Origin of the sequence: Stenotrophomonas sp. ZAC14D2_NAIMI4_7 (genome assembly GCF_003086675.1) — a bacterium.
In the GTDB taxonomy this organism is placed as follows: Bacteria; Pseudomonadota; Gammaproteobacteria; order Xanthomonadales; family Xanthomonadaceae; genus Stenotrophomonas.
In genome coordinates this window covers 430,478-454,871 of sequence record NZ_CP025995.1, presented here as the reverse complement: position 1 = coordinate 454,871, position 24,394 = coordinate 430,478, and the positions used below count along the sequence as shown (strand labels likewise).

The window sequence follows — 24,394 nt, the reverse complement described above, 5'->3', positions numbered from 1 at the left end:
TTACTGGATGGTGATGACCTTCACGTCGCTGCGCGTGCACGCCGCATCCAGGCACGTGCCGCTCAACCAGACCTGGCCATCGCCGATCATCACGCCCTGCTGGTTCACGAACACCTTGCCGAAATCCTGTTCGGACACGGCCTTGACCACCGCCGGGGTGATGATGGTTTCGTAGTTGCGCTGGAACTCACCCGGGCCGGTGATCTTCCTGCCGCCGGCAACATTCAGCGGGAAGCGCACTTCCTCCACCACTGCCGCACGATCGCCACCGACCACGGCGGTCTTGAACGCGTTGAACACCTTTTCGTACTGCGCCGCGCCGCCCAGCACACTGTCGATGCGCGCACGCGCGTCATCGGCTTCGGCCCCTGCCTGCCCGGCAGCCGCCTGCGGCGCGGCAGCCGCATCGGGCGTGGTGCTCGCCGCCGCTTCGGCAGGCGTGGCGCCGGTCATCGGCGGCGGTGCGCCGGCCGCGGGTTCGGCCGGCGCAGGCGGCTGCGAACAGGCCGCCAGCAGCAGGGCCGGCATCAGGAAAGCGATCTTGCGCATGCGCGGACTCCATCGGATCGAAAGCCCGATGGTAGCGCCGGGCCCCGCCCGGCGTGTTCGTGCATCGTGAGCATGGCAACGCCGGGCATGGCCCGGCGCTACCGCTTGCCGTAGATCCACGCCATGCGTGGATGAGCGCGCGATCAGCCCTTCAACAACTCGAACTGCACCGCTTCACCGGCCGCCGACGAGGCACACACCCACACGTCGAACTGCCCCGGCTCGGCACGCAGCACGCCGTCGCGGCCGGTGAATGCCAGCTGCTCGCGGGTCAGGCTGAAGCTCACTTCGGTCGACTCGCCCGGCTGCAGGGCCACCTTGCGGAAGTCCTTCAGTTCACGCACCGGGCGCACGCGGCTTGCCACGCGGTCGTGGATGTACAGCTGAACCACCTCTTCGCCGGCCACGCGGCCGGTGTTGGTCAGGGTGGTGGTCACGGTGAGGGTGTCATCCCAGCCCAGCTGCGCGGCGCTGAGCTGCGGCACGCCGTAGGCGAAGGTGGTGTAGCCGATGCCGTGGCCGAACGGGTACAGCGGCTCGTTCGGAATCTCGCGCCAGCGCGCCTTGAATTCCGACATGGTCGGCAGTTCCGGGCGGCCGGTGCGCGGGTGGTTGTAGAAATACGGCTGCTGGCCGGACACCTGCGGGAAGCTGACCGGCAGGCGGCCGGACGGACTGTAATCGCCGAACAGCACGTCAGCCACGGCATGGCCGGTCTGGGTGCCCAGATACCAGGTGACGGCCACGGCGTGCGCATTGCGCACTGCGCCCTGCAGGGCCAGCGCGCGACCATTGCGCAGCAGCACCACCAGCGGCTTGCCGGTCATCGCCACGGCCTCGGCCAGCGCCTGCTGTGCCGGCGGCAGGGTGATTTCCACGCGCGACTGCGCTTCACCGCTGTAACGCTGCGGTTCGCCCAGTGCCAGCACCACCACATCGGCGCGCAGCGCGGCGGCCACGGCCGCTTCGGTGCCACCCGGAATCGCGGCTTCCAACTCGCTGCCCGGCACGACTTCCAGCAGTGCTTCATCGCCGATGGCGGCGCGTACGCCGGTTTCCAGGTCCACGTAGCGCTGCTTGTCGCCGAACAGGGTCCAGCAGCCTTCGATGTTCTCGCGGTCCTGCACGAACGGGCCGATCAGCGCGATCTTCTGCCCGGTCTTCTGCAGCGGCAGCACGTTGTCGCGGTTGTTCAGCAGCACGATCGAACGGCGTGCGGCATCGCGCGACAGTTCGTCATGGGCAGCGATGTGCGAGGTATCCGCTTCGCGCGCCGGGTCCAGCGAACGGTACGGGTCGTCGAACAGGCCGATGGTTTCCTTCAGCCACAGGATGCGGCGCACGCCTTCGTCCAGCACGGCCATCGGGACTTCGCCGCTTTCCACCAGGCCCGGCAGGTGTTCGGCGTAGAAGCCGCTCTGCATGCTCAGGTCCAGGCCAGCGGTGAACGCCTTGGCGGTGGCATCGCGGTCGTCGGCGGCGTAGCCGTGGGCGACCAGTTCCATGTCAGCGGTGTAATCGGAAATGACCACGCCCGGGAACTTCCACTCACCACGCAGGATGTCGGTCAGCAGTTCGGCGTTGGCACTGGCCGGCACGCCGTTGATGTCGTTGAACGAGGACATCACGGTGATCGCGCCGGCATCGAAGGCGGCCTTGAACGGCGGCAGGTGCACGTCGCGCAGGGTCTGCGGCGAGATGTCCACCATGTTGTATTCCATGCCGGCCATCACCGCGCCGTAGGCGGCGAAATGCTTGGGCGTGGCCAGCAGCGAATCGGCGGCGCGCAGGTCGCTGCCCTGGAAGCCGCGCACACGGGCGGCGGCGAACGCACAGCCCAGCACGACGTCCTCACCGGCGCCTTCGGCACCGCGGCCCCAGCGCTGGTCGCGGGCGATATCCACCGCCGGCGCGTAGGTCCAGTGCAGGCCGGCTGCGGTGGCCTCGATGGCGGTGGCACGGGCGGTGCGCTCGGCCAGGTCCGGTTCGAAGCTGGCCGCTTCGCCCAGCGGGATCGGGAACACGGTGCGCATGCCGTGGATCACGTCGGCGGCCAGGATCACCGGAATGCCCAGGCGGCTTTCCTCGGTGGCCACCTGCTGGATGCGGCGGCCCAGTTCGGCGCCCACGCCATTGAACAGCGAGCCGACCTTGCCCTCGCGCACCTGCTGCAGCACCTGGTCGGCGTTGCGCACGTTCGCTTCCGGGTTCACGTCCGGCGCGAACGGACGCACCATGTCGGCGAAGACACCCAGCTGGCCGACCTTTTCCTCGACGGTCATCTGGGCAATGAGGGATTCGATGCGATCGGAGGCCACCAGCTGTCCTTATGAAAACGTTTACAAGCCCGGCATTCTAGCGTTCCCGGGCGGTTTGGCGAGAGGTTTGTACGTTCAGTTTCGTGCGCCCGCCCACAGTCTGGGCGTTCCATACGGGTGCGGACGCGAGGGTGCAGCTTACTCCGAGCCGGCCTGCTGGCGCTGCCCGGCCATCAACATGGCATCGCTGGAGGCCTGGAACACCCGCAGCCCGAAGGCCGGCAGGATGGCCAACAGGTGGTCGAAGATGTCCGACTGCACCGCCTCGTACTCGGCCCAGGCGGTGCTGCGGGTGAAGCAGTACAGCTCCAGCGGCAGGCCTTCGGTGGTCGGCTGCAGTTGGCGCACCAGCAGGGTCATGTCCTGGTGGATGCCGGGGTGGTTGCGCAGGTAGCGCTCCACGTACACCCGGAAGGTGCCCAGGTTGGTCACCCGGCGGCTGTTCACATCGGCCACGCCCTGCTCGCGCAGGCGCCCGTTCCACTGCCCCAGCTCCTGTTCCTTCTGCTGCAGGTAGTCGCCCAGCAGGGCGAACTGGCCCAGGAACTGCAGGTCGCCATCATCCAGGAAGCCGACGCTGTGCTGGTCCAGGTACAGCGCGCGCTTGATCCGGCGGCCGCCGGCTTCCTGCATGCCACGCCAGTTCTTGAACGATTCGGTCACCAGCTTCTTGGTCGGAATGGTGGTGATGGTCTTGTCGAAGTTCTGCACGGTGATGGTGTGCAGGGCGATGTCGATCACGTCGCCATCGGCGTTCTGGCTGGGCATTTCGATCCAGTCGCCAATGCGCACGCGGCCATCGCCGCTGATCTGCACGCTGGCCACCAGCGACAGGATGGTGTCCTGGAAGATCAGCATCAGCACCGCGGTGGCCGCGCCCAGGCCGGTCACCAGCGGCCCCAGCTTCACCCCCAGCAGGGTGGCCAGGATCGACAGGCCGGCGGCCACGAACACCACGATCTTGACCACCTGCAGGTAGCCCTTGATCGGCTTGTTGCGGGCATCGGGCTTGCGCTCGTACAGGTCGTTGGCCGCGTCCAGCGCGTGCGACACCGCCAGCGCCAGGGTCAGCACCGCCCAGGCGGTACACAGCGCCACCACGCCGCTCACCAGGCGCGGCGGCAGATCGGGAATCAGGGCTACGCCCGAGGCGATCACCTGGCTGGGCACCACGTTGGACAGGCGCGCGATGACCCGCATCAGGTGGCTGCCGCGGCCGGTATCGGCGCCGGGCAGGCGGCTGATCAGGCGCCGCAGGCCGCGCAGCAGGATGCGCTTGGTCACCCAGTTGGCCAGGCCGGCGGCGACCAGCAGCGCCGAAATCATCAACGCCAGGTAGGCGCCGGGATAGGGTTCCAGTGTGTTCTGCAGCTGGTCCAGCCACTGTACCGCCACCACCGCGTCCACCATCAGTTGTCTCCTTGTTGCTGTGTCATGCAGGCCGGCCCGCGGCCGGCGGAAGAAAGTGCGTCCGTCAGTCGCGCGAACGCTCGATGATCACACCCACCGCGCGCGCGCCGCGCACCGCACCGGGCTTGCTCAGCTTCAGCCGCAGCCACGTCACCTCGAACTCGTCCAGCACGATCTGCGCGCAGCGCTCGGCCAGGGTTTCCACCAGACCGAACTCCGATTCGCGCACGACCTGCTCCAGGCGCTTGCTGACCGCCTTGTAGTTCAGGGTATGGGCGATGTCATCGCTGGCGGCCGGGCGACGGTTGTCAAAGCCCATTTCCAGATCGAACACCAGGTCCTGGCGGATGCGCCGTTCCCAGTCGTAGATGCCGATCAGGGCGTCGATGGTCAGCCCTTCGATGAAAACCTTGTCCATTGCGGTTACCAGCCGAATACAGACGGCCATGGTACCGGCACGGCGGTGAGCCTGCCCGGAACGGGGGGTGGCGGTGGATGCCGCGGAAAAAACAAAGGGCCCTGCTAGCGGGGCCCTTTGGTACCTCTCGACGTCCCCAGGGGAAGCTGGAATCCAGCCGCGAGTCCCGGAGCACACGCTCACGAAGGTATCGCATCGGTCCTGCTCGTTGCGAGAGGCAATTGCGGCATTGCTGATGCCGGAAAAAGCAAAGGGCCCCGCTAGCAGGGCCCTTTGGTACTACCGTTTGTCCCCGGGGGGAGCTGTTGAACAGCCGCGGATCCCGGTGGCGCAGGCCAGCAGATTAGGCGGGGACCAGATTGTCGGTCAAGGCTGATTCCGACAACACAGCTCGGCGGGCTATCCAACTCGAAAAGCAGAGAATCGGCCACACAGGGAACGACGTTTCCTGATGGCGGTGGCAGCCGCCTGCGCCCAACATCGATCTCTCCTTCACCACCGCCCTTCACGATGGCTCCCTACGATGCACTAAGGCGCGCGTTGTCAGCGGAGCGTCTGTCTACCTACGAGAGAATCGCATCGACCTGCAGCCCTGGAGTCTCGGTCGAATCCCTGTACATCTGGAACATGCGGATGTGCGGTGCACTGATGATGCCGGTCCATCTATGCGAAGTGGTCACCCGCAACGCTGCAGCATCCGCACTTGCCCGACAGCACGGGCCAAGGTGGCCGTGGAGCAGCGCCTTTCGACGCAGATTACCTACCTCATCCTGCGCGTCTGCCCTTTCAGCACTGGAACAGCTTGCCAGCCGCGTAACCGATACATCCGAGATCATTGCCAACCTGCCGATGGTGTTCTGGCAGCAGCTGTTCACTTGTCGCTTTGATTCCACACTGTGGATACCAGCACTCGGTGCGGTTCTACGCCATGCGCCTTCTGCTCACCCCAGTGTCATCAGAAAGGCCTTCCACGCAGACATTGGCCGCATCCGCCACCTGCGCAACCGCATCGCTCACCACGAACCCATCCTGGAACGCGACATCGGTGCCGACCTGGCCGCGATCGGGCGGCTGATCCATGCGCGCTGCCCGCATACGCTGGGCTGGTTGCAGCGGCATGAGCGGGCGACGACGGTATTGGCGGCGTCCCCGTTGGGAGCCCGTCCGTAATGCATCCGCCGGGCATGGCCCGGCGCTGCCGGGTCACACGGCCGGCAGGGTTGCCATGTCCCAGCGCGGGGTGACCTCGACCTTCGGCGGGTTGTGCTGCCCGGCCTGCAGCCGCAGCGCGCCAGCGAAGGCGATCATCGCGCCGTTGTCGGTGCACAACGCCGGTCGCGGGAAGCAGGCACGGCCGCCCAGGCGTTCGGCCATCTGCTGCAGGCGCGCGCGCAGGCGCTTGTTGGCGCCCACGCCGCCGGCCACCACGATCACGTTGGTACCGGCCGCTTCCAGCGCGCGCTCGCACTTGATGCTCAGCGTTTCCACCACCGCATCTTCGAAGCCACGGGCAATGTCGGCGCGGGTCTGCTCGCTCTGGTCGCTGTCGCGCCAGGCCATCAGGACCTGGGTCTTCAGACCGGAGAAGCTGAAATCCAGCCCCGGCCGGTCGGTCATCGGCCGCGCGAAGCGGTACACGCCGGGCGTGCCCTGCTCGGCCAGCTTGGCCAGCTGCGGGCCACCCGGGTACGGCAGGCCCATCATCTTGGCGGTCTTGTCGAAGGCCTCGCCGGCCGCGTCGTCCAGGGTTTCGCCCAGCAGGCGGTACTGGCCAATGGCGTCCACCGCCACCAGCTGGGTATGGCCACCGGACACCAGCAGGGCCACGAACGGGGCCTGCGGCGGGTCGTCTTCCATCAACGGCGCCAGCAGGTGGCCTTCCATATGGTGTACGCCCACCGCCGGCACCTCCAGCGCCCAGGCCAGCGAACGGGCCACGCCCGCCCCCACCAGCAGGGCGCCGACCAGGCCGGGGCCGGCCGTGTAGGCCACCCCGTCAATGTCGTCCACGCCCAGCCCGGCCTCGCTCAGGGTCTGGCGGATCAACGGCAGCAGCTTGCGCACGTGGTCACGGCTGGCCAGTTCGGGCACCACACCACCGTATTCGGCGTGCAGGGCGATCTGGCTGTAGACCGCATGGGCGCGCAGGGCCGCGCTGCCGGCCAGGTCGGTGTCATACACCGCCACGCCGGTCTCATCACAGGAAGATTCGATGCCAAGGACTCGCATGCCTGCTATTATGACGCCCCTGCCGGTCCCTCGGGGGCTGTGCAGAACCCTCTGCAATCGAACCACCGGCCCGTATTCAGGGTTGGCCGCTTGCAGTTTGTCTTTTCGCCGCTATAATGTGCGGCTCGCCGGGCGTGACCCGGTTCTACTGTGTCCCGGAGATTCCATGCCCAGCGTCAAAGTCCGCGAGAACGAGCCCTTCGAGTTTGCTCTTCGCCGCTTCAAGCGCACTTGCGAAAAGGCCGGTGTGCTGGCCGAAACCCGCAAGCGCGAGTTCTACGAAAAGCCGACCCAGGAGCGCAAGCGCAAGGCCGCCGCTGCTGTGAAGCGTCAGCTGCGCCGCTCGTCGCGCGACGTCACCAAGCGTCAGCGCCTGTACTGATCGGACGCATCTTCATTGCGGCGGGCTCGCCCTTCCGCAGTGGAGTCGAAGCCGGCACGCGCGAGCGTCGCCGGCTTTTTGCGTTTCCGGGCCCGGGCATCCGCCCCGCCCCACCACCACCACGAGGTTCCTCATGAGCATGAAGCAGCAGCTCACCGAAGACATGAAGGCCGCCATGAAGGGCGGCGAGAAGCACAAGCTGGGCGTGATCCGCCTGATCAACGCCGCCATCAAGCAGAAGGAAGTGGACGAGCGCGTCGAGCTGGATGACACCGCCGTGATCGCCGTGCTGGACAAGATGGTCAAGCAGCGCAAGGACTCGGTCAGCCAGTACGAAGCGGCCAACCGTGAAGACCTGGCCGAGATCGAGCGCGCCGAGATCGTGGTGATCGAAGCCTACCTGCCGGCCAAGATGGGCGAAGCCGAGATCGTGGCCGCCATCCAGGCCGCCATGGCCGAAACCGGCGCCAGCAGCCCGGCCGACATCGGCAAGCTGATGGGCGCGCTGAAGCCGAAGCTGGCTGGCCAGGCCGACATGGGCCTGGTGTCCAAGCTGGTCAAGCAGCAGCTGTCGTAAGCCTGCGTTGCATCCGGTAGCGCCGGGCCATGCCCGGCGTTACCTGCGTCTGTATGCTTCACCACGCCTTCGACCCCCGGCTGCTACAACAGCCACATGGTCGAACCGGCACCCCGCGTCCCCGTGAATCTGCAAAAGTACGTCCAGCGCCTGCAGGACAGTTTCCCGATGGCGGTAGGCAAGCGCTTCGTCGACATCGATGTGCTCACCCAGGCCGCCTCGGTCTCCTTCTACGCCCTGCTGTCGATGGCACCGCTGCTGGTGCTGCTGCTGTGGCTGACCGCCTCGCTGTACCCGCCCGCGCAGCAGGCCCTGGTCGAACAGATCAGCTCGGTGGCCGGCAGCAGTGCCGCCACGGTGGCAGAAACCGTGCTGAAGAACGCCGACAACCAGCCCGACGTGGGCTCGCTGGCCGGGCTGTGGAGCACCCTGCTGCTGTTCATCGGCGCCACGGCGGTGTTCGCCCAACTGCAGAACGCACTGAACCTGATCTTCCGCACCAGCGGCGAACGCCTTGACGGCATCAAGGCCTGGCTGCGCAAGCGTGTGTTCTCCTTTGGCGTGGTGCTGGCGCTGGGCTTCCTGCTGATCCTGTCGATGACCGCCACCACCATGCTGCAGGTGGCCTTCGCGCAGCTGCCGTCGGTGCTGCCGGCCATCGGCTACCTGACCAGCCTGCTGCTGTACGCGGCCGGCTTCGCCTTCATGTACCACTACCTGCCGGACCGCCGCGTGGCCTGGCGCCAGGCGTTCATCGGCGGCGTCATCACCTCGGCGCTGTTCGCGCTGGGGCGCTATGGCATCGGCGTGTACATTGCCACCGTAGCGCCGGGCAGCGCCTACGGGTCGATGGGCGCGCTTGTCATTTCGCTGGTCTGGATCTACTACGCCACCGTGGTGTTCTTCGTCGGTGCCTTGATGACGGCGGTGATCGATGAGCGCCTGCGCGCGCGCAACCATCTGGCGCTGGCCGGCATCGATCCGGCCACGGCGCAGGCAGATGCCCAGCAAGGGGTAAACTAGGGGCACTGTCTGTTCCCCTCTGCGTGGCCCCGCCGGCCGCGCCCCTGCCCTGTTGCCCATGGCCCGTATCCCCGACGCATTCATCGACGACCTGCTGGCCCGCTCCGACATCGTCGAGGTGGTCGGCAGCCGCGTGCCGCTGAAGCGCCAGGGCAAGGAGTACGCCGCCCGCTGCCCGTTCCACGATGAACGCTCGGCCTCGTTCACCGTCTCGCCCACCAAGCAGTTCTACCACTGCTTCGGCTGCGGCGCGCACGGTACCGCCATCAGCTTCCTGATGAACTACGACCGCCTCGAGTTCCTCGACGCGGTGGACGAACTGGCCAAGCGCGCCGGCATGGAAGTGCCGCGCAGCGAAAACCCGCGCAGTGCGCAGCAGCAGGACGAAGGCCGCGAGCTGTACGCCGCGCTGGATGCGGCCATGAAGTTCTTCCAGAAGAATCTGGAGAGCAGCGACAAAGCACGCGCATATCTGGATGGCCGCGGCGTGGACGAAGAGAACCGCGCCCGCTTCCAGATCGGCTACGCGCCGGACGGCTACAGCGGGCTGCGCGATGCGCTGGGCAAGGACGAGCGCAAGATGAAACTGCTCGACCGCGCCGGGCTGTTTTCCAAGAACGACCGCGGCCACGTCTACGACAAGTTCCGCGACCGGGTGATGTTCCCGATCTTCGATCGCCGTGGCCGGGTGATCGCCTTCGGTGGCCGCGTGTTCGAGAAGGACGACGGCCCCAAGTACCTCAACTCGCCGGAAACCGCGCTGTTCCACAAGGGCCGCGAACTGTATGGCCTGTGGCAGGTGCGCCAGGCCAACCAGAAGATCGAACGGCTGATCGTGGTCGAAGGCTACATGGACGTGGTCTCGCTGTTCCAGTTCGGGGTCACCCAGGCGGTGGCCACGCTGGGCACGGCCACCACGCCCGACCATGCCGAGCTGCTGTTCCGCAACGCGCCGGACGTGTTCTTCTGCTTCGACGGCGATGCGGCCGGCCGCCGTGCCGGCTGGAAGGCGCTGGAATCAGTGCTGCCGCGCATGAAGGATGGCCGCCAGACCTTCTTCCTGTTCCTGCCCGATGGCGAGGACCCGGACACCATCGTGCGCAAGGAAGGCGCCGAGGTCTTCAACGAACGCCTGAAGCAGGCCACGCCGCTGTCGCAGTTCTTCTTCGATGAACTGACCCGCGAGATCAACCTGGGCACGCTGGACGGCAAGGCCCGCCTGGCCGAGCGCGCGAAGCCGATGCTGGCGCAGATTCCCGACGGCGCCTTCGGCGACCTGATGAAGCAGCAGCTGGCGCAGCTGACCGGCCTGGGTGGCGGCAACGCGGCGGCCGCGCGCGCGCCGCTGCCGCAGCGCGCGCCGGCCCGGCAGATCCAGCCCATCGCCAAGCGCAGCCTGGTGCGTGGTGCCATTGCGGTACTGCTGCAGCAGCCGTCGCTGGCGCTCACCCTGGGCGGCAAGCATCACTTCCAGGGCCTGCGCCTGCCCGGCGTGGAGCTGCTGCTGGAACTGCTGGGGCTGGTCGAACAGCGCCCGGACATCAGCACCGGCGCCCTGCTGCAGCATTTCGACGGCCGCGAAGAGCAGGCCTCGCTGCACACGCTGGCCGCGCAGACCCTGCCCGGCGATGAGGCGGTCTGGACCCAGGAACTGCACGACGCCGTCGCCCAGCTGGAGAAACAACTGCTGGTGCAACGTCTGGACGAACTGTTGGCAAAGCAGCGCCAGCAGGGCCTGGACGATACTGACAAGTACGAACTGCGCGAGCTGTTGAAGGCGCGCGCCACCCTGCGCCTGTAGGGCGGCCAACCACGGAGAGACCATGCTGCTGCGCCTGACCTGCCTGCTGTTGTTGTCGCTCTGCATGCCCTTGGCCGCGCTGGCCGGGGAAAATCCGATCAACGAAGTGCGCCCGGGCCTGCATGCCGGCGGCCAACCCAGTGCCGCACAGCTGCAGGCACTGGCCGCGCAGGGCGTGCGCACGGTCATCGACCTGCGCCAGCCCGATGAAGACCGCGGCTACGACGAAACGGCCCAGGCCGAAGCACTGGGCCTGCGCTACGTGCGCATTCCGGTAGCCGGCGCCGACGGCCTGGATGCAGCCAACGTGCGCGCCGTGCACCAGGCGCTGCAGCAGACCCAGGGCCCCGTGCTGCTGCACTGCGCCTCGGGCAACCGCGCCGGCGCCGTGCTCGCCCTGGTCAACGCACGCTATGAACATGCCAGCCCGGAACAAGCCCTGCCATTGGGCCAACGGGCCGGCCTGGCATCCCTGGAAGCCGCCACCCGCCAGCGTCTGGCGGAACCGGTCACCTCCCCCTGAACCCCACGTACCAAGGAGCCTGCCCACCATGACCCGCTGGTGGTCGCGCCTGCGACCGGACAACTTCACCCTCGCCCTGCTGTGCACCGTGGCCCTGGCCTCGCTGCTGCCGATGAAGGGCGCCGCCGCCATGGTGCTGGACGATGTCACCACCGTGGCCATCGCCGCCCTGTTCTTCCTGCACGGCGCGCGCCTGCCTCGCGAATCGATCATTGGCGGCATGCTGCACTGGCGGCTGCACCTGACCATCCTGGCCTGCACCTTCATCCTGTTCCCGCTGCTGGGGCTGATGTTCAAGCCGCTGTCGGGCTGGCTGCTGACCCCCGAGCTGTATCTGGGCGTGCTGTTCCTGTGCACGCTGCCGTCCACCGTGCAGTCGTCCATCGCGTTCACCTCGATGGCGCGCGGCAACGTGCCGGCGGCGGTCTGCAGTGCGTCGCTGTCCAGCATCCTGGGCGTATTCCTCACCCCGCTGCTGCTGACCGCACTGGCCGGCACCTCCGGCGGCGTGCACGACCCGCTGCACGCGATCGGCGGCATCATGCTGCAGCTGCTGGTGCCGTTCGTGGCCGGCCACCTGCTGCGGCCGTGGATTGCCGGCTGGGTGGAAAAGCAGCGCGCGCTGCTGCGCTACACCGACCAGGCCACCATCCTGCTGGTGGTGTATTCGGCGTTCGGCGAAGCGGTGACCGAAGGGCTGTGGAGCAAGACCCCGCTGCTGTCCCTGTTTGCCGTGGCCGTGGTGGCTGCCGTGCTGCTGGGCATCGCCATGCCGCTCATCACCTTCCTGGCGCGCCGCCTGCACTTCAACCGCGAAGACGAGATCGCCATCGTGTTCTGCGGTTCGAAGAAGAGCCTGGCCACTGGCGTGCCGATCGCCAAGGTGTTGTTCGCCGGCGGCAGCCTGGGTGCCATCGTGCTGCCGGTGATGATCTACCACCAGATCCAGCTGATCGTCTGCGGCGTGATCGCGCAGCGGTATGCGAAGCGCGCGCCCTGACTGGGCGCGCGGGTTGTTGTGGGGAACCCCATCCACGCGTGGCGTGGATCTACTGACACCATCCACGCATGGCGTGGATCTACTGACCGCGGATGGCGTTACCCCGCAGTAGCAACTGTCTTGTCAGGGTCTGCCGAGGGCCAACTCGGCGTCCCGCTTGCGGGCATTGAGGATCACAAGCATTTTGCGCATGACCGCCACCAAGGCGACCTTGCTCACTTTGCCTTTGGCCTTCAGGCCAGCGTAAAAATCGCGCAGCCGTGGTTCGTACCGGATGGCTGTAAGGGCCGCCATGTAGAGGGCTTCACGCACCACCGCGCGCCCACCACTTATGCGCCGCTGGCCGTGCCACGTCCCACTTTCGCGGTTCATCGGCGCCACGCCCACCAGGGATGCAATGGCTTTGCTCCCGAGGCTGCCCAGCTCGGGGAGCTCACAGGCCAGCGTGCTGACCAAGACAGGACCCACCCCTTTGAGGGAGCCGATGTCTTTCCAGGAAGGCTGTCCTTCAACCTGCTCGGCGATAGCCCTATCCAATTTTTTCAGGTCTTCAGATAGCTGAGCTATGTGGCGTTGCTTCATCGCAATCAGATCCGGATCAGCCAAACGCCGCAAGCGCTGCGTCTCACTGACCCGCATCTGCACCAGTTGCCTGCGGCACTGTGAAAATTCAGCCAGCCGTTGTTGCCAGGGAGCCGGCGGGACGTAGCGGGTCAGTTTCAGCAGATGGGCCATCTCCGCCAACACCTTGGCATCGAGCCTATCGGTTTTCGCAGCCTGACCGGTGCCTTGGGCAAACCGTCGGGAACGCGCCGGATTGATGCGCACCATGGGCAGGCCGGCAGCGTGCAAGGCATCCAGCGCAGCCCGCTCGTAACCCCCGCTGGCCTCGAGAACAATCTGCTTGATGGGCCACTTCTTCAGCCACCGGATCAAACTGGAAAAGCCACGCTTGTCGTTGCTGAATTGGCGGAACTGGTCTTCGTGGACGGCCACGTCCAGCGTGCCTTTGCTTACATCGATCCCGATCCCAAACATGGCAGAACTCCGATAGGCTGACAGGGTCGAGAGCTCCCCCTGCTTGCCCAGTCTTATCAGTTCGAGCGCCAACTCAACCAACTGTTCGGGCGATTCAGGGAGAATCCGGCGTGGGGACCCAAGCTACTTCACGGTCGCAAGACCTGGATCCACACGGTCGCCCGCGCCGGGCTCTCGGCACCTAAAGTGCCAGATCGGCAAGAGATAAGATCCACGCCATGCGTGGATGGGTTGCCTGGCGTTACGGGTCCACGAGCGTGCCGACGCTCAGTTCCGGCATCCAGACCCACAGGTCGTATTGGCGTCCTGCATGGGTATCGACCCGTGGGCCGCTCGCCACCTGTTCGGGAAGTGACCGCGCCACGCAAGTGTCCGCGCATGCCCACGCCTGGCCACGCAACGCGCCCAATCGCACACTGTAGACATCCAGATCGCGCAGCAGCGATGCCATCGGCTGTGTCTGCATTTCCGGCGGTGCACCTGCCGGCCGCTGCAGCATGGCGTGCACATTGCCGGTCAGCACCAGCATGCGTGCGCCATCCGGCAGCCGCCCGTACAGCCGCCGCAGCTCGGCCGCCATGCGGTCATCGCGTATCTGGTTGCCGCCCTTGCTGGCGTTGACGTCATAGCCGACGACGTCGATCACACGCCCCTGCGCCTTCAGCACGCGCAGGCTTTCGATCATCGCCAGCATGTCGCGGCTGCGACGGCCATCGTGCTGGTCATAGCGCACGGTCCAGAACGCACGCCCGCGCAGCTGCCGGCGTGCCTGCTCGCCGCCATCGGAAGCCAGGTAGTCGCGCAGGGTGGGGGTCTCCCCGCGAGGCAGTTCCAGCGCCAGCACGACCGGACCGGTACGGCTGTAGTCGTCCACCAGCTGCCGCACCAGCAGCGGCGTCTCGCGGGTTCCGTGGAATTCGCCCAGCACCAGCATGCGATGGTCAGCGGCGTGCTGGCGGATCTGCGCGGCGGTGTCGTCGGCATGCGCGGTCACGGCAATGCCCAGCGCCAGCAGCAGCGCAGCGGTCCTGCGGAAGATTGAATGCACTTGAGTCCTGTCCCAGGTTCGATCGAAACGACCATCGACTACTGCTCAGCCACAGTCTTTTCAAGCACAAGCATACAAATAGCCATAATTGCGGCGTAACTGATCGCCTTCCCCCCTAGCGTGAAGGAGTTTCGCCTTCTATCCTGAAAGCACAGCCACGCTTGCACCCCGAGGATCGATTGCAAATGAGCGACTACTGCTTCTATGCCCCTGACGCCGAAGACCTAGCTGAACAGGCTGGCATCAGGTTAAAAATCGAAGAGTTTTCGAGGCTTCACAAGAAACAGACTTATGTGTTGCGAAGACCACTATCCAAAGACGATACCGACTACGACTATGACAATGCAGTCGTTGTATTTGCCGCCGGCATGCACCCCTGCTTCATTGATTTTGGCAATGATGAGGGCGCACTAAACGACTATGCCGATGACCTGCTCGAGGATATCTCATTCCTGTCGGAGAAGTTCAGATACCGAGAGAAAATTGGCAGAAAGAAGAGGTGGCAGGAGCTTTTTCAATATAGAAATAAGGATAATGTGGACTTCGATGATCTGATTATTGAAAAAGTCAGCGACGCACGAATAGTTGACCTAATCACATCACTGGTCGTCGGCAGCATCAATGACATCACGCGAATCAATCTCGACGCCAAGGACCTTCTCGAGACAGTAAAGTCAAAGATCATTCTTTTTGACACCGACCAGACTAGTTTTGTCTTTAGGTTGGGTGCCAATAAGAGATTCGTAATTCAAGGACTGGCCGGCTCGGGAAAGACAGAGCTCCTTTTGCACAAGATGAAGGAAATTTACTCGAGAGACGCCGAGGCCAGAATTGCTTTTACCTGCTTTAACAGAATTCTCGCCTCTTCGATGAGACAAAGAATTCCTGATTTCTTCGATTTCATGCGCGTAGAGAGGCAAATAGAATGGGACAAGAAGCTATTCTGCTTCCATTCGTGGGGAAGTGGAAAAGAGCCACTTTCCGGAACATACAGATATATATGTCACTTCTACGGAATCCCATTCGGGAGTCTGCATGCTGGATCTTTTGACTTTCTCTGCAAGAAGGCAGTTGCTGAGATCAGTGCAATTCAAGGCGAGAAGAGGTTCGCTTTCGATTACATGTTCATCGACGAGAGCCAGGACTTCGCAAATAGCTTCATTGAGCTCTGCGAATTAGTAACGTCCAAGAAAGTGTTTGTCGCAGGAGACGTTTTCCAGAACATATTCAGAACCATTGACGATCGAGTGAATCGAGCAGATATGGTACTGAAGAAATGCTATCGAACCGAGCCAACGAACCTCATGTTCTCCCATTCTCTGGGAATGGGACTCTTCGAGCAACCAGTACTTCGCTGGCTGAAGCCAGACGAATGGGACGCGTGCGGGTACCACTATGTTGAGGATGGCAACAGGGCGCTACTGTCCCGCGACCCGCTGCGTAGATTTGAGGACATCCCTCAGGACTTCCGCAGCACCGAAGTCCATACAATCTCGGGCGAAGAACCGATCGCCAACGCAATCGTCTCCCTAATCAAAAAGATAAAGGTTCGGCACCCGAGCACAGAGCAAGGGGACATTGCCGTAATCTTCTTGGATAAAGACAGTTATATATACGACGTAATCGGAGAGCTCAAAGCGGATGCGGCAACTACTTTCGGCTGGGAATCCAACGTCTCATTTGAAACAAAACAGACGAACCCCGATAAATTTTTTATCTCCAACGTCAACAATGCCAAGGGCTTGGAATTTCCATTTGTAATTTGCGTCGCCAGGGACCTGAATCGGCAGACTTCTTTCCGCAACGCACTCTACACTATGATGGCAAGGTCATTCCTAGAAAGCCATCTCATCGTCGGCCCCGCAGCTGATGCGACAACAGTGAAAGCCATAAAGAATGGACTTAATGCAATCTACAAAAAAAATGTCATGGAAGTTCGAATTCCATCTGACGCGGAGATTGCACAACAGAAAGATTTCATTGTCCTCGAAGAGCAGCCATCGCTCGAAGAAATTGTTAAGCGATACTGCGCTGGACGCAAGGCTAGCCCTCGAGTCGCATCAAAGCTGACCAATCGAATAATATCAATGGTCGGCGACTCCGAATACGACGAAGAATACATTAACAAAATCCTAGAAATTGAATTTGATAGGATCAAACCTCTGTGACAGCGATCTATTACAAGGACGTTCCGCGCTACCGCCTCGACTTGTTCAAGGCGGTTCGTCAGGCAGGCGACAATCTTTCAAACTTACTTTCCCTAGCCGAGATCGTTAATACATGTCACGACATATCATCGATCACCAGGCCGGATGATTTTGACATTGCGATTTTTTCGGGAAACTACACTCGGGCCTGGATTCGCAGAGGAGATGGATATTTCTCAATGTCCATCCCCTTCCAAGTAATTACCGAAGGCAATTTTATTTCCTTCAATATTGATAATCTATCTGAACCTGTAAGCGGCGAACTAATTTCCATTTTTCGCAACGCAATTCAGACGTGTGCAACATCTTCATTCTGCCATGAAGATATCGCACTCGGCATAAACGACAGCTTCGGAATTGAAGTCGCGCAATGCCTAAAATATGCGGACGCATTTGCCGAACTTCTGGCAGAGGACCACGGTTATTTTAGATACGACCATGACCCAGGCAACGAGGATGGAGAATTTCACCCCCTCCATCATCTCGATTTCTTTTTCAAGAACACCTCTGCTGTCAAGATTGGCTTGAATTCGAAGGTTGGACTTGATTTACTTCATTCACTTTGCGACCCGTCTGTAGCCAAGCGCTACATCCGTTAAAGCTGAAGCACGATGCAGTGGTCCGCGATTAAGCGGCGCCGGGTCATGCCCGGCGGCATCAGCCGATCACATCCAAGGCAGGATCCAGTGGTCCACCAGCAGGAACGCGAACAGCGCCATCAGGTACACGATGGAGTACTGGAACATCTTCATCGAGAACAGCTCGTCCGGCGGGTTCAGCATGCGCCAGGCGTACCAGAGGAAGACGGCATTGAGCACGATCGCGCCGCCCAGGTAGAACGGGCCGCTCATGCCCACCAGGTACGGCACCACGCAGACCAGCGCCAGCACCACCGAATAAGCCAGGATCTGCTTGCGCGTGTGCACCACGCCGTGGGTGACCGGCAGCATCGGGATCTTCGCCTTGGCGTAGTCCTCGCGGCGGAAGATCGCCAGCGCCCAGAAGTGCGGCGGGGTCCAGATGAAGATGATCAGCACCAGCAGCGACGAATACGCCCAGTCCGACGAGCCCTGCATGCCGGTGATCGCCGCCCAGCCCAGCATCGGCGGCATTGCGCCGGCAAGACCACCAATGACGATGTTCTGCGAGGTCGCACGCTTCAGGTACACGGTGTAGATCACCGCGTAGCCGATCAGCGAGGCGAAGGTCAGCACCGCGGTGATCCAGTTCACCCACAGCAGCAGGATCGCCATCGACAGCACGATCAGCACGCCGGCGAACACCAGCACCTGCCACGGCTTGACCTTGCCCACCACCAGCGGGCGCCACGAGGTGCGCGCCATCTGTGCATCGATGTGCGCATCCAGCAGCTGGTTGATGGCAGCGGCGGCCGAAGCGGCCAGCCAGATGCCCAGGAAGCCCAGCGCACCGGCGCGTACCTGTTCCCAGCTGGGCACGCCCGGAATAGCCAGGACCATGCCGACCAGAGCGGTGAAGACGATCAGGGCCACGACCTTCGGCTTGGTCAGGTCCCAGTACTGGCGATAGTTGGAAAACATGCGATCAGTCCGGCGCGCGCAGGCGGGCCAGCAGGCTCACCAGCACGAACAACAGGGCAACGGCCACGCCGTTGTGGGCTACGGCCACCGCCAGCGGCAAGGCCAGCTTCACGTTCAGGATGCCCAGAGTGACCTGCAGCACCAGCAGGGCCACCAGCGCACTGGCCCAGCCGCGCATGCTGGGCAGGCGGAACAGGCGCAGGCCCAGCCACAGCAGGTAGGCCGCCACCACGATGGCGAACAGGCGGTGCGCCATCTGGATGGCGATGCGCGAGGCGCCATCCAGCACGCCCCCTTCGTAATCCACGCCGATGCCGCGCCACAGGGTGAAGCCTTCCACGAAGTTGTGCTGCGGCCACCACTGGTTGGCACAGCGCGGGAAGTTGTCCAGCGACGCGCTGCCGCCACCGCAGGCCAGCGCGGCGTAGTTGGCGCTGACCCAGCCGCCCAGGGCGATCTGGGTGACCAGCACGGCCACGCCGATGCGCAGCAGCCACTTCAGCTTCGGCGCTTCGGCCAGGGTGATCGGCAGGTGCGTTGCCCGCCAGGCCATCCACACCAGCAGGCCGAACATCAGCATGCCGCCCAGCAGGTGGCCCATCACCACGATGGGTTTCAGCAGCAGGGTGACCGTCCACATGCCCAGCAGGGCCTGGAAGATCACCACCGCCAGGGTCAGCAGGGCCGCCCGGGCCAGATCGATGTTGCCCCAGCGCAGTGCGGCGATCAGCAGGATCGCCTCACCCACCAGGGCCAGGCCGCTGGCCGTGCCATGCCAGCCCATCATGTACAGCGGTATGCCGGCGGCCACCAGCACGCAGGCGGTCACCACCGCCGTGCTTCCGAAGCGCCGCTTGCGGGTGGCCAGCAGGGCCAGGGTCAGGATCTCGATGCCCAGCGCGCCGGCCAGGAAACGGTGCACTTGCTCGCGCCAGGCCTTGTGGGTTTCCAGCGGGCGGATCTCGGCGGCCGGGTGGCCGATGGTTTCTTCCACGTGCTGCGGCCAGGTGGCCTGGCCATAGCAGGTCGGCCAGTCCGGGCAGCTCAGGCCAGCATCGGACAGGCGCACGAAGGCGCCGAACATGATCGTGCTGGCGGTCATGATCATGGCGAACCACGCCAGGCGGTGGAAATTACGGTGCAGCGCCGGACGCGCGGAAAGGCTCATCAAACGGGACTCACTTCAGTTTCAGCAACGTGGCCATGTCCTTGCGCAGGCCCCCCAGGTCACTGCCGGGGGCATGGCGCATGATCACGAAGCCGTTCGGATCGATCACATAGACCGGCAATCCGGCCGGATCGTCGGCACCGGGCAACGCCGCGCGCAGGGCGGGCGACGGCGCCAGTGGCCGCAGCGCGGGCAGTGCGGCGATCGGCGCCGGCGGCGTGCCCAGCCACAGAATCTCTACATTATCGGCGTTATGGCCGAACAGCTGCCACACCTTGCCCAGTCCCTGCGACAAAGTGACGCACTGCGCGTCGCAGGCACCTGCCGGCGCCACCAGCAGCCGCCAGGTGCGCGTCTCGGGGTTCCACGGGTAGGGCTGGCCGTTGGCCAGGGTCGGCGGTTGCTGGCGCAGGTCCACCGGTGGCTGCAGCAGTTGCCCGGCATTGCGGTGCCCGGTGGGCTGCCAGCCGGTGAAGCGCAGCACGGCGGCCAGCGCCATCGCCCCGAAGAACACGGCGAACAGCAGCAGCAGGGTGCGGCGGCCGGAACCGCGTGCCTGCGGGGTGGTGGCGGTGTTCATGCGGACATTTTCTCATGGTTGGATGAAAGGAAACGGCCGGCGTTCTGGTAGCCCCCGACCTTGGTCGGGGAAATGGTGCCGCCCCACGTCGGCAGCCACCGGAGCGGGTCAACGCCGCCGCCGGCGCCATTCCAGCACCAGCGCCACCACCAGCAAGGTCAGCGCCAGGCCGAACCACTGCACGGCGTAGCCCAGGTGGCGCTGCGGCGGCAGGGTGTTCGGCAGCAGGTCCAGATCGCGCTCGTCGCCGATCGGCAGCGCCGGATCCAGCCGCAGCACGCGGTCGGGCAGCGCGGCCAGGCCCAGCGCACGGGCCAGGCCGTCGGCGGGCAGTCGGCTGGCCAGCCAGCGCCCGGGCAGGCCGGTTTCACTGAAGGCCGGGCCCAGCGCCAGGCCGGCTGACGGCGGCGGCGCCAGCAACCCGCGCACGGAGAGCGGCGCAGGCAGCGTGTCCAGCACCGGCAAGGTGCGGTCCGGCGGCAGCGCGCGCCAGCCCAGGTCGACCAGCAGCACGTTGCCACTGTCACTCCGGAACGGCCGGTACACCTTTACCCCGGCGCGGCCGTGGCGCATCTGGTTGTCCAGCAGCACCACGCCGGGCAGGAAGCGGCCATGGTCGGCCACCCCATGCAGTGCGCCGGGCGCCGCCAGCGCCTGCGCCAAGGGCAACGCCTGCGCCACCGCTGGCCCCTGCGCATCCAGCAGGGCCTGCTTGGCGTGCATGCGCTGCAACTGCCACAGGCCCAGTGCGGTGAAGCCGGCCATCGACAGCAGCGCCAACAGCCAGCCGATCCAGCGTGTGTGCTGGCGCATCATGACAAGTCCACGCAAACGCGGTCAGATAGGCGCATCCACCCTGCCCCCGAGCCGCGCATGAGTGATTCGCTGAAGACCCTGCTGGTGATCGCGTTCCTGATCGTCATTGTCTGGAATCTGGGCGCCGGCCTGTACTACCTGCTGGTCGACCGCGGCCAGACCAAGCGCACGGTCAATGCGCTCACCCGCCGCATTGCCGTGTCGGTGGCCCTGATCGCGCTGGTGATCGTCAGCATCTACATGGGCTGGATCAAGCCGCACGGCGTCGGCGGCTGACGGTACCTGCCGCTGCGCACTCAAAGGACGTAGACGAACAGGAACAGCATCAGCCACACCACGTCCACGAAGTGCCAGTACCATGCGGCGGCTTCGAAGCCGAAGTGGTTGTCGCGGGTGAAGTGGCCCTTGGCCGAGCGCAGCCACATCACGATCAGCATGATCGTGCCCAGCAGCACGTGCGCACCGTGGAAGCCGGTCAGCATGAAGAACGTGGAACCATAGATGCCCGACCCCAGGGTCAGGTTCAATTCCTTGTAGGCGTGGATGTACTCCTCGGCCTGCAGGGTCAGGAAGAACGCGCCCAGCAGCACGGTCAGGCCCAGCCACACCAGCAGCTGGCGGCGGTGGCCACCCTTCAGGGCATGGTGGGCGATGGTCAGGGTCACGCCGGAAGTGAGCAGGATGAGCGTGTTGATCAGCGGCAGGCCCCAGGCGGGAATGGTCTGGAACGCACCACCGATCGCTGCCGGCCCATTGGTCGGCCAGCCGGCCGAATAGCCCTGCCACAGCAGCTCGTTGGTCATCACCCCATCGCCTTCGCCGCTCAGCCACGGCAGGCCCAGGTTACGGGTGTAGAACAGCGCGCCGAAGAAGGCACCGAAGAACATCACTTCGGAAAAGATGAACCAGACCATGCCCATGCGGAACGAGCCATCGACCTGGCGGTTGTAGTGCCCGGCCTGCGATTCGCGCACCACATCGCTGAACCACCAGAACAGGGTCAGCACCAGCATCGCCAGGCCGGCATAGAAGGTCCAGCGGCCCCAGCTGGCATCGTTCAACCAGCTGGCCACGCCCACCATGGTCACCATCATCGCGATGGAGCCCACGAACGGCCAGCGGCTCTGGGCCGGGACGAAGTACACATTGGCGTCGTGCGGGGTCTGGGCCATGTCGGTTTCCGGGTCAGGGAGCGGCGTGCGCGCCTTCCGAGGTAGCGGCTGCAGCCAGCCGCTCGGACAGCGCATCGTTGCGGTAGAAGGTGTAGGACAGGGTGATCGTCTTGATCTCCGGCGGCAGGTCCGGATCGACGATGAAGCGCACCGGCATGTCGCGCTTTTCACCGGCCTGCAGGGTCTGGGCGGTGAAGCAGAAGCATTCGGTCTTGCTGAAGAACCCCGACGCACGTGCCGGCGCCACCGAGGGCACGGCGCTGCCCACCACCGCGCCTGCACTGTCGTTGCGGGCGAAGTACAGGGCTTCGTTGAGTTCACCCGGCACCACGTCCATGGTCAGCTGCTCGGGGTGGAACGACCACGGCAGGCGCGAATTCACCCCGCCGTCGAATTCCACGCGCACGGTGCGCTTGCCGGTGGCGGCGCCGGTGCTGGCTTCACTGCCGGGACCGCGCTCCAGGCGCACGCCGAACACTTTTTCGCAGGCGATGCGGTACAGCGGCACCAGCGAGAACGTCAGCAGGAACACCGCCACCGCCACGCCGATCAGTCGCGGCAGGCCGGCACTGCGTGAAGTCGCGGTGGCCGGTGCGTCGCTCATCGGCCGATCACCCCGCTGAGGATGAAGCCCACGTAGACCAGCACGGCGATGGCGCCGACCCACAGTGCGGTGCGCTTGGCGCGTTGGCGTTGCTGTTCGATGCCTCCACCCTGGTAGAGCCGAGCGCTGGTCGGCTGCGCTTCGCTGTTGTAGAGCCGAGCCATGTTCGGCTGCTTTTCGCCAGTCGAGCATGGCTCGACTCTACACAAGGCGTCAGTCGAGCATGGCTCGACTCTACCCAAGGCGCCAGTCGAGCATGGCTCGACTCTACACAAGGCGTCAGTCGAGCATGGCTCGACTCTACCGATCGGGAGCGGGTTCTCGTTATGCATGGCCCACCTCAATGCGTGATGTCGTCATGCGCCAGATCCCCCGGGCGCAGGGTCGGCGGCGTGGTGAAGGTGTGCGCCGGTGCCGGCGAGGGCAGCGTCCACTCCAGCCCGCGTGCGCCCTCCCAGGAACGGTCGGCGGCCTTTTCGCCACTGCGCAGCGACGACAGCAGGATCGCCGCCATCATGAACGGCGTGGCGAACATGCCGAACGCACCGATCGAGCTGATCAGGTTCCAGTCGGCAAACGCCACGCTGTAATCAGGAATGCGCCGCGGCATGCCGGCCAGGCCGAGGAAGTGCTGCGGGAAGAACAGCAGGTTCACGAACACGATCGACCACCAGAAGTGCACCTTGGCCCACTTCTCGCTGTACATGCGCCCGGTCCACTTCGGCCACCAGTAGTACACCGCTGCGATCAGCGCGAACACCGCACCGGTCACCAGCACGTAGTGGAAGTGGGCCACCACGAAGTAGGTGTCGTGGTACTGGAAGTCGGCGGCCACGATGGCCAGCATCAGGCCGGAGAACCCGCCGATGGTGAACAGGATGACGAAGGCCACCGACCACAGCATCGGCGCTTCGAAGGTAAGCGAGCCGCGCCACATGGTGCTGACCCAGTTGAACACCTTCACCCCGGTCGGGATCGAGATCAGCATGGTGGCGAACATGAAGTAGATCTCGCCGCCCAGCGGCATGCCCACGGTGAACATGTGGTGGGCCCAGACGATGAACGACAGGAAGGCGATCGCCGCGGTGGCGTAGACCATCGCCTGGTAGCCGAACAGCGGCTTGCGGCTGAAGGTGGGGATGATCTCGCTGACCACGCCGAAGGCGGGCAGGATCATGATGTAGACCTCGGGGTGCCCGAAGAACCAGAAGATGTGCTGGTACATCACCGGGTCACCGCCACCGGCGGCATTGAAGAAGCTGGTACCGAAGAACTTGTCGGTCAGCAGCATGGTCACCGCGCCGGCCAGCACCGGCATCACCGCAATCAGCAGGAACGCGGTGATCAGCCAGGCCCAGCAGAAGATCGGCATCTTCAGCAGGTCGATGCCCGGCGCGCGCATGTTCAGCACCGTGGCGATGATGTTGATCGCGCCCATGATCGAGCTGATGCCGGCCACGTGGATGGCGAACACACTGAAGGCCACGTTGTAGCCGCCCTGCAGCGACAGCGGCGGGTACAGCGTCCAGCCACCGGCCGGTGCACCGCCGGGCAGGAACAGGGTCAGCAGCAGCAGGCTGAAGGCCACCGGCAGCAGCCAGAACGACCAGTTGTTCATGCGCGGCAGGGCCATGTCCGGCGCGCCGATCTGCAGCGGAATCATCCAGTTGGCCAGGCCCACGAAGGCCGGCATCACGCCACCGAAGATCATCACCAGTGCATGCACGGTGGTCATCTGGTTGAAGAATTCGGGCTTGACGAACTGCAGGCCCGGCTGCGCCAGTTCGGCGCGGATCACCACGCTCATCGCCGCACCGATGATGAACATGATGAAGCTGAAACCCAGGTACAGCGTACCGATGTCCTTGTGGTTGGTCGAGAAGAACCAACGCTCGAAGAAGCTCTGGTGGTGATGGTGATCGTCGTGCCCAACTGCCGAGTGCGCCATTGCAAAACACCTCTCAGAATCGGT

Annotated in this window: 25 protein-coding genes; 10 read left to right on the top strand and 15 right to left on the bottom strand. The window is 64.4% G+C overall.

Annotated features, from left to right (window positions below):
* The 4 genes from C1922_RS02045 to folB all read right to left on the bottom strand — a co-directional run bounded on the left by C1922_RS02045 (window position 1) and on the right by folB (window position 4,695).
* Entirely contained in the window at window positions 1–549 is a 549-nt protein-coding gene (locus C1922_RS02045) for a hypothetical protein (RefSeq protein WP_108748257.1), read from the bottom strand.
* Window positions 550–692: 143 nt separating this feature from the next.
* Entirely contained in the window at window positions 693–2,867 is a 2,175-nt protein-coding gene (locus tag C1922_RS02040; protein ID WP_108748256.1) for a glycoside hydrolase family 3 N-terminal domain-containing protein, read from the bottom strand.
* A gap of 138 nt (window positions 2,868–3,005) precedes the next feature.
* Window positions 3,006–4,277, bottom strand: coding sequence for a mechanosensitive ion channel domain-containing protein (locus C1922_RS02035; protein ID WP_108748255.1), 1,272 nt, complete (start codon window positions 4,275–4,277; stop codon window positions 3,006–3,008).
* A 64-nt stretch (window positions 4,278–4,341) separates the two neighbouring features.
* Entirely contained in the window at window positions 4,342–4,695 is a 354-nt protein-coding gene (gene folB, locus C1922_RS02030; protein WP_108748254.1) for a dihydroneopterin aldolase, read from the bottom strand.
* A 510-nt stretch (window positions 4,696–5,205) separates the two neighbouring features.
* Here folB and C1922_RS02025 point away from each other — a divergent pair.
* On the top strand, window positions 5,206–5,865 hold the full coding sequence (locus C1922_RS02025; protein ID WP_108748253.1) for a hypothetical protein: 660 nt from the start codon (window positions 5,206–5,208) through the stop codon (window positions 5,863–5,865).
* A gap of 33 nt (window positions 5,866–5,898) precedes the next feature.
* Here C1922_RS02025 and tsaD read toward each other — a convergent pair whose 3' ends face one another.
* The gene (gene tsaD, locus C1922_RS02020; protein WP_108748252.1) at window positions 5,899–6,924 is read right to left on the bottom strand and encodes a tRNA (adenosine(37)-N6)-threonylcarbamoyltransferase complex transferase subunit TsaD; all 1,026 of its coding nucleotides are present in this window, start codon (window positions 6,922–6,924) and stop codon (window positions 5,899–5,901) included.
* Between the two features lie 166 nt (window positions 6,925–7,090).
* Here tsaD and rpsU point away from each other — a divergent pair, with 166 nt between their 5' ends.
* The 6 genes from rpsU (at window position 7,091) to C1922_RS01990 (ending at window position 12,230) form a co-directional block, all read left to right on the top strand.
* Complete coding sequence (gene rpsU / locus C1922_RS02015; RefSeq protein WP_002808376.1) at window positions 7,091–7,306, top strand: 30S ribosomal protein S21; 216 nt, start codon at window positions 7,091–7,093, stop codon at window positions 7,304–7,306.
* 133 nt (window positions 7,307–7,439) lie between these two features.
* On the top strand, window positions 7,440–7,883 hold the full coding sequence (locus tag C1922_RS02010; RefSeq protein WP_108748251.1) for a GatB/YqeY domain-containing protein: 444 nt from the start codon (window positions 7,440–7,442) through the stop codon (window positions 7,881–7,883).
* A gap of 96 nt (window positions 7,884–7,979) precedes the next feature.
* Window positions 7,980–8,906, top strand: a complete 927-nt coding sequence (locus C1922_RS02005; RefSeq protein WP_108748250.1) for a YihY/virulence factor BrkB family protein — start codon at window positions 7,980–7,982, stop codon at window positions 8,904–8,906.
* Window positions 8,907–8,964: 58 nt separating this feature from the next.
* On the top strand, window positions 8,965–10,707 hold the full coding sequence (dnaG, locus tag C1922_RS02000; protein ID WP_108748249.1) for a DNA primase: 1,743 nt from the start codon (window positions 8,965–8,967) through the stop codon (window positions 10,705–10,707).
* A gap of 22 nt (window positions 10,708–10,729) precedes the next feature.
* The gene (locus C1922_RS01995; protein ID WP_108748248.1) at window positions 10,730–11,230 is read left to right on the top strand and encodes a sulfur transferase domain-containing protein; all 501 of its coding nucleotides are present in this window, start codon (window positions 10,730–10,732) and stop codon (window positions 11,228–11,230) included.
* A 28-nt stretch (window positions 11,231–11,258) separates the two neighbouring features.
* A complete protein-coding gene (locus tag C1922_RS01990; protein ID WP_108748247.1) occupies window positions 11,259–12,230 on the top strand; it encodes a bile acid:sodium symporter family protein in 972 nt (323 codons plus the stop codon).
* Window positions 12,231–12,353: 123 nt separating this feature from the next.
* Here C1922_RS01990 and C1922_RS01985 read toward each other — a convergent pair whose 3' ends face one another.
* On the bottom strand, window positions 12,354–13,268 hold the full coding sequence (locus C1922_RS01985) for an IS110 family transposase (protein ID WP_108750631.1): 915 nt from the start codon (window positions 13,266–13,268) through the stop codon (window positions 12,354–12,356).
* 241 nt (window positions 13,269–13,509) lie between these two features.
* Entirely contained in the window at window positions 13,510–14,316 is an 807-nt protein-coding gene (locus C1922_RS01980) for a calcium-binding protein (protein WP_108748246.1), read from the bottom strand.
* Between the two features lie 185 nt (window positions 14,317–14,501).
* Here C1922_RS01980 and C1922_RS01975 point away from each other — a divergent pair, with 185 nt between their 5' ends.
* Together C1922_RS01975 and C1922_RS20325 are read left to right on the top strand one after the other, a co-directional pair.
* Window positions 14,502–16,484 carry an ATP-binding domain-containing protein gene (locus C1922_RS01975; RefSeq protein WP_108748245.1) on the top strand — a complete coding sequence of 661 codons (1,983 nt, stop codon included), beginning with the start codon at window positions 14,502–14,504 and terminating at the stop codon, window positions 16,482–16,484.
* Window positions 16,481–17,122 carry a hypothetical protein gene (locus tag C1922_RS20325; RefSeq protein ID WP_159091835.1) on the top strand — a complete coding sequence of 214 codons (642 nt, stop codon included), beginning with the start codon at window positions 16,481–16,483 and terminating at the stop codon, window positions 17,120–17,122. Before C1922_RS01975 ends, C1922_RS20325 begins: the two co-directional genes overlap by 4 nt.
* A 66-nt stretch (window positions 17,123–17,188) precedes the next feature.
* Here C1922_RS20325 and cyoE read toward each other — a convergent pair whose 3' ends face one another.
* From cyoE to C1922_RS01955, 4 genes are all read right to left on the bottom strand, one after another.
* Window positions 17,189–18,082: a heme o synthase gene (cyoE, locus tag C1922_RS01970; protein WP_108748244.1), complete on the bottom strand. Its 894-nt coding sequence runs from the start codon at window positions 18,080–18,082 to the stop codon at window positions 17,189–17,191.
* 4 nt (window positions 18,083–18,086) lie between these two features.
* On the bottom strand, window positions 18,087–19,250 hold the full coding sequence (locus C1922_RS01965) for a COX15/CtaA family protein (RefSeq protein ID WP_108748243.1): 1,164 nt from the start codon (window positions 19,248–19,250) through the stop codon (window positions 18,087–18,089).
* A 10-nt stretch (window positions 19,251–19,260) separates the two neighbouring features.
* Entirely contained in the window at window positions 19,261–19,830 is a 570-nt protein-coding gene (locus tag C1922_RS01960; protein WP_108748242.1) for a hypothetical protein, read from the bottom strand.
* Window positions 19,831–19,938: 108 nt separating this feature from the next.
* Window positions 19,939–20,646 carry an SURF1 family protein gene (locus C1922_RS01955; protein ID WP_108748241.1) on the bottom strand — a complete coding sequence of 236 codons (708 nt, stop codon included), beginning with the start codon at window positions 20,644–20,646 and terminating at the stop codon, window positions 19,939–19,941.
* Window positions 20,647–20,703: 57 nt separating this feature from the next.
* Between C1922_RS01955 and C1922_RS01950 the strand changes: the two genes are divergently transcribed.
* A complete protein-coding gene (locus C1922_RS01950; RefSeq protein WP_108748240.1) occupies window positions 20,704–20,922 on the top strand; it encodes a twin transmembrane helix small protein in 219 nt (72 codons plus the stop codon).
* A gap of 20 nt (window positions 20,923–20,942) precedes the next feature.
* Here the strand turns inward: C1922_RS01950 and C1922_RS01945 are convergent, their stop codons facing one another.
* The 4 genes from C1922_RS01945 to ctaD form a co-directional block, all read right to left on the bottom strand.
* Window positions 20,943–21,818: a cytochrome c oxidase subunit 3 gene (locus tag C1922_RS01945; RefSeq protein WP_108748239.1), complete on the bottom strand. Its 876-nt coding sequence runs from the start codon at window positions 21,816–21,818 to the stop codon at window positions 20,943–20,945.
* Between the two features lie 13 nt (window positions 21,819–21,831).
* A complete protein-coding gene (locus tag C1922_RS01940) occupies window positions 21,832–22,422 on the bottom strand; it encodes a cytochrome c oxidase assembly protein (RefSeq protein WP_108748238.1) in 591 nt (196 codons plus the stop codon).
* The gene (locus C1922_RS20610; RefSeq protein ID WP_234413437.1) at window positions 22,419–22,586 is read right to left on the bottom strand and encodes a hypothetical protein; all 168 of its coding nucleotides are present in this window, start codon (window positions 22,584–22,586) and stop codon (window positions 22,419–22,421) included. The genes C1922_RS01940 and C1922_RS20610 overlap by 4 nt, the downstream gene beginning before the upstream one ends.
* A gap of 176 nt (window positions 22,587–22,762) precedes the next feature.
* Window positions 22,763–24,370 (bottom strand): cytochrome c oxidase subunit I, encoded by a 1,608-nt coding sequence (ctaD, locus tag C1922_RS01930; RefSeq protein ID WP_108748236.1) that lies wholly within the window; start codon window positions 24,368–24,370, stop codon window positions 22,763–22,765.
* Window positions 24,371–24,394: the final 24 nt, after the last annotated feature.

Coding starts and splice junctions, on each gene's coding strand:
- C1922_RS02045 (WP_108748257.1), bottom strand. CDS start 549: ATGCGCAAGATCGCTTTCCTGATGCCGGCCCTGCTGCTGGCGGCCTGT.
- C1922_RS02035 (WP_108748255.1), bottom strand. CDS start 4,277: ATGGTGGACGCGGTGGTGGCGGTACAGTGGCTGGACCAGCTGCAGAAC.
- folB (WP_108748254.1), bottom strand. CDS start 4,695: ATGGACAAGGTTTTCATCGAAGGGCTGACCATCGACGCCCTGATCGGC.
- C1922_RS02025 (WP_108748253.1), top strand. CDS start 5,206: ATGGCTCCCTACGATGCACTAAGGCGCGCGTTGTCAGCGGAGCGTCTG.
- tsaD (WP_108748252.1), bottom strand. CDS start 6,924: ATGCGAGTCCTTGGCATCGAATCTTCCTGTGATGAGACCGGCGTGGCG.
- rpsU (WP_002808376.1), top strand. CDS start 7,091: ATGCCCAGCGTCAAAGTCCGCGAGAACGAGCCCTTCGAGTTTGCTCTT.
- C1922_RS02010 (WP_108748251.1), top strand. CDS start 7,440: ATGAGCATGAAGCAGCAGCTCACCGAAGACATGAAGGCCGCCATGAAG.
- C1922_RS02005 (WP_108748250.1), top strand. CDS start 7,980: ATGGTCGAACCGGCACCCCGCGTCCCCGTGAATCTGCAAAAGTACGTC.
- dnaG (WP_108748249.1), top strand. CDS start 8,965: ATGGCCCGTATCCCCGACGCATTCATCGACGACCTGCTGGCCCGCTCC.
- C1922_RS01995 (WP_108748248.1), top strand. CDS start 10,730: ATGCTGCTGCGCCTGACCTGCCTGCTGTTGTTGTCGCTCTGCATGCCC.
- C1922_RS01990 (WP_108748247.1), top strand. CDS start 11,259: ATGACCCGCTGGTGGTCGCGCCTGCGACCGGACAACTTCACCCTCGCC.
- C1922_RS01985 (WP_108750631.1), bottom strand. CDS start 13,268: ATGTTTGGGATCGGGATCGATGTAAGCAAAGGCACGCTGGACGTGGCC.
- C1922_RS01975 (WP_108748245.1), top strand. CDS start 14,502: ATGAGCGACTACTGCTTCTATGCCCCTGACGCCGAAGACCTAGCTGAA.
- cyoE (WP_108748244.1), bottom strand. CDS start 18,082: ATGTTTTCCAACTATCGCCAGTACTGGGACCTGACCAAGCCGAAGGTC.
- C1922_RS01965 (WP_108748243.1), bottom strand. CDS start 19,250: ATGAGCCTTTCCGCGCGTCCGGCGCTGCACCGTAATTTCCACCGCCTG.
- C1922_RS01960 (WP_108748242.1), bottom strand. CDS start 19,830: ATGAACACCGCCACCACCCCGCAGGCACGCGGTTCCGGCCGCCGCACC.
- C1922_RS01955 (WP_108748241.1), bottom strand. CDS start 20,646: ATGATGCGCCAGCACACACGCTGGATCGGCTGGCTGTTGGCGCTGCTG.
- C1922_RS01950 (WP_108748240.1), top strand. CDS start 20,704: ATGAGTGATTCGCTGAAGACCCTGCTGGTGATCGCGTTCCTGATCGTC.
- C1922_RS01945 (WP_108748239.1), bottom strand. CDS start 21,818: ATGGCCCAGACCCCGCACGACGCCAATGTGTACTTCGTCCCGGCCCAG.
- C1922_RS01940 (WP_108748238.1), bottom strand. CDS start 22,422: ATGAGCGACGCACCGGCCACCGCGACTTCACGCAGTGCCGGCCTGCCG.
- C1922_RS20610 (WP_234413437.1), bottom strand. CDS start 22,586: ATGGCTCGGCTCTACAACAGCGAAGCGCAGCCGACCAGCGCTCGGCTC.
- ctaD (WP_108748236.1), bottom strand. CDS start 24,370: ATGGCGCACTCGGCAGTTGGGCACGACGATCACCATCACCACCAGAGC.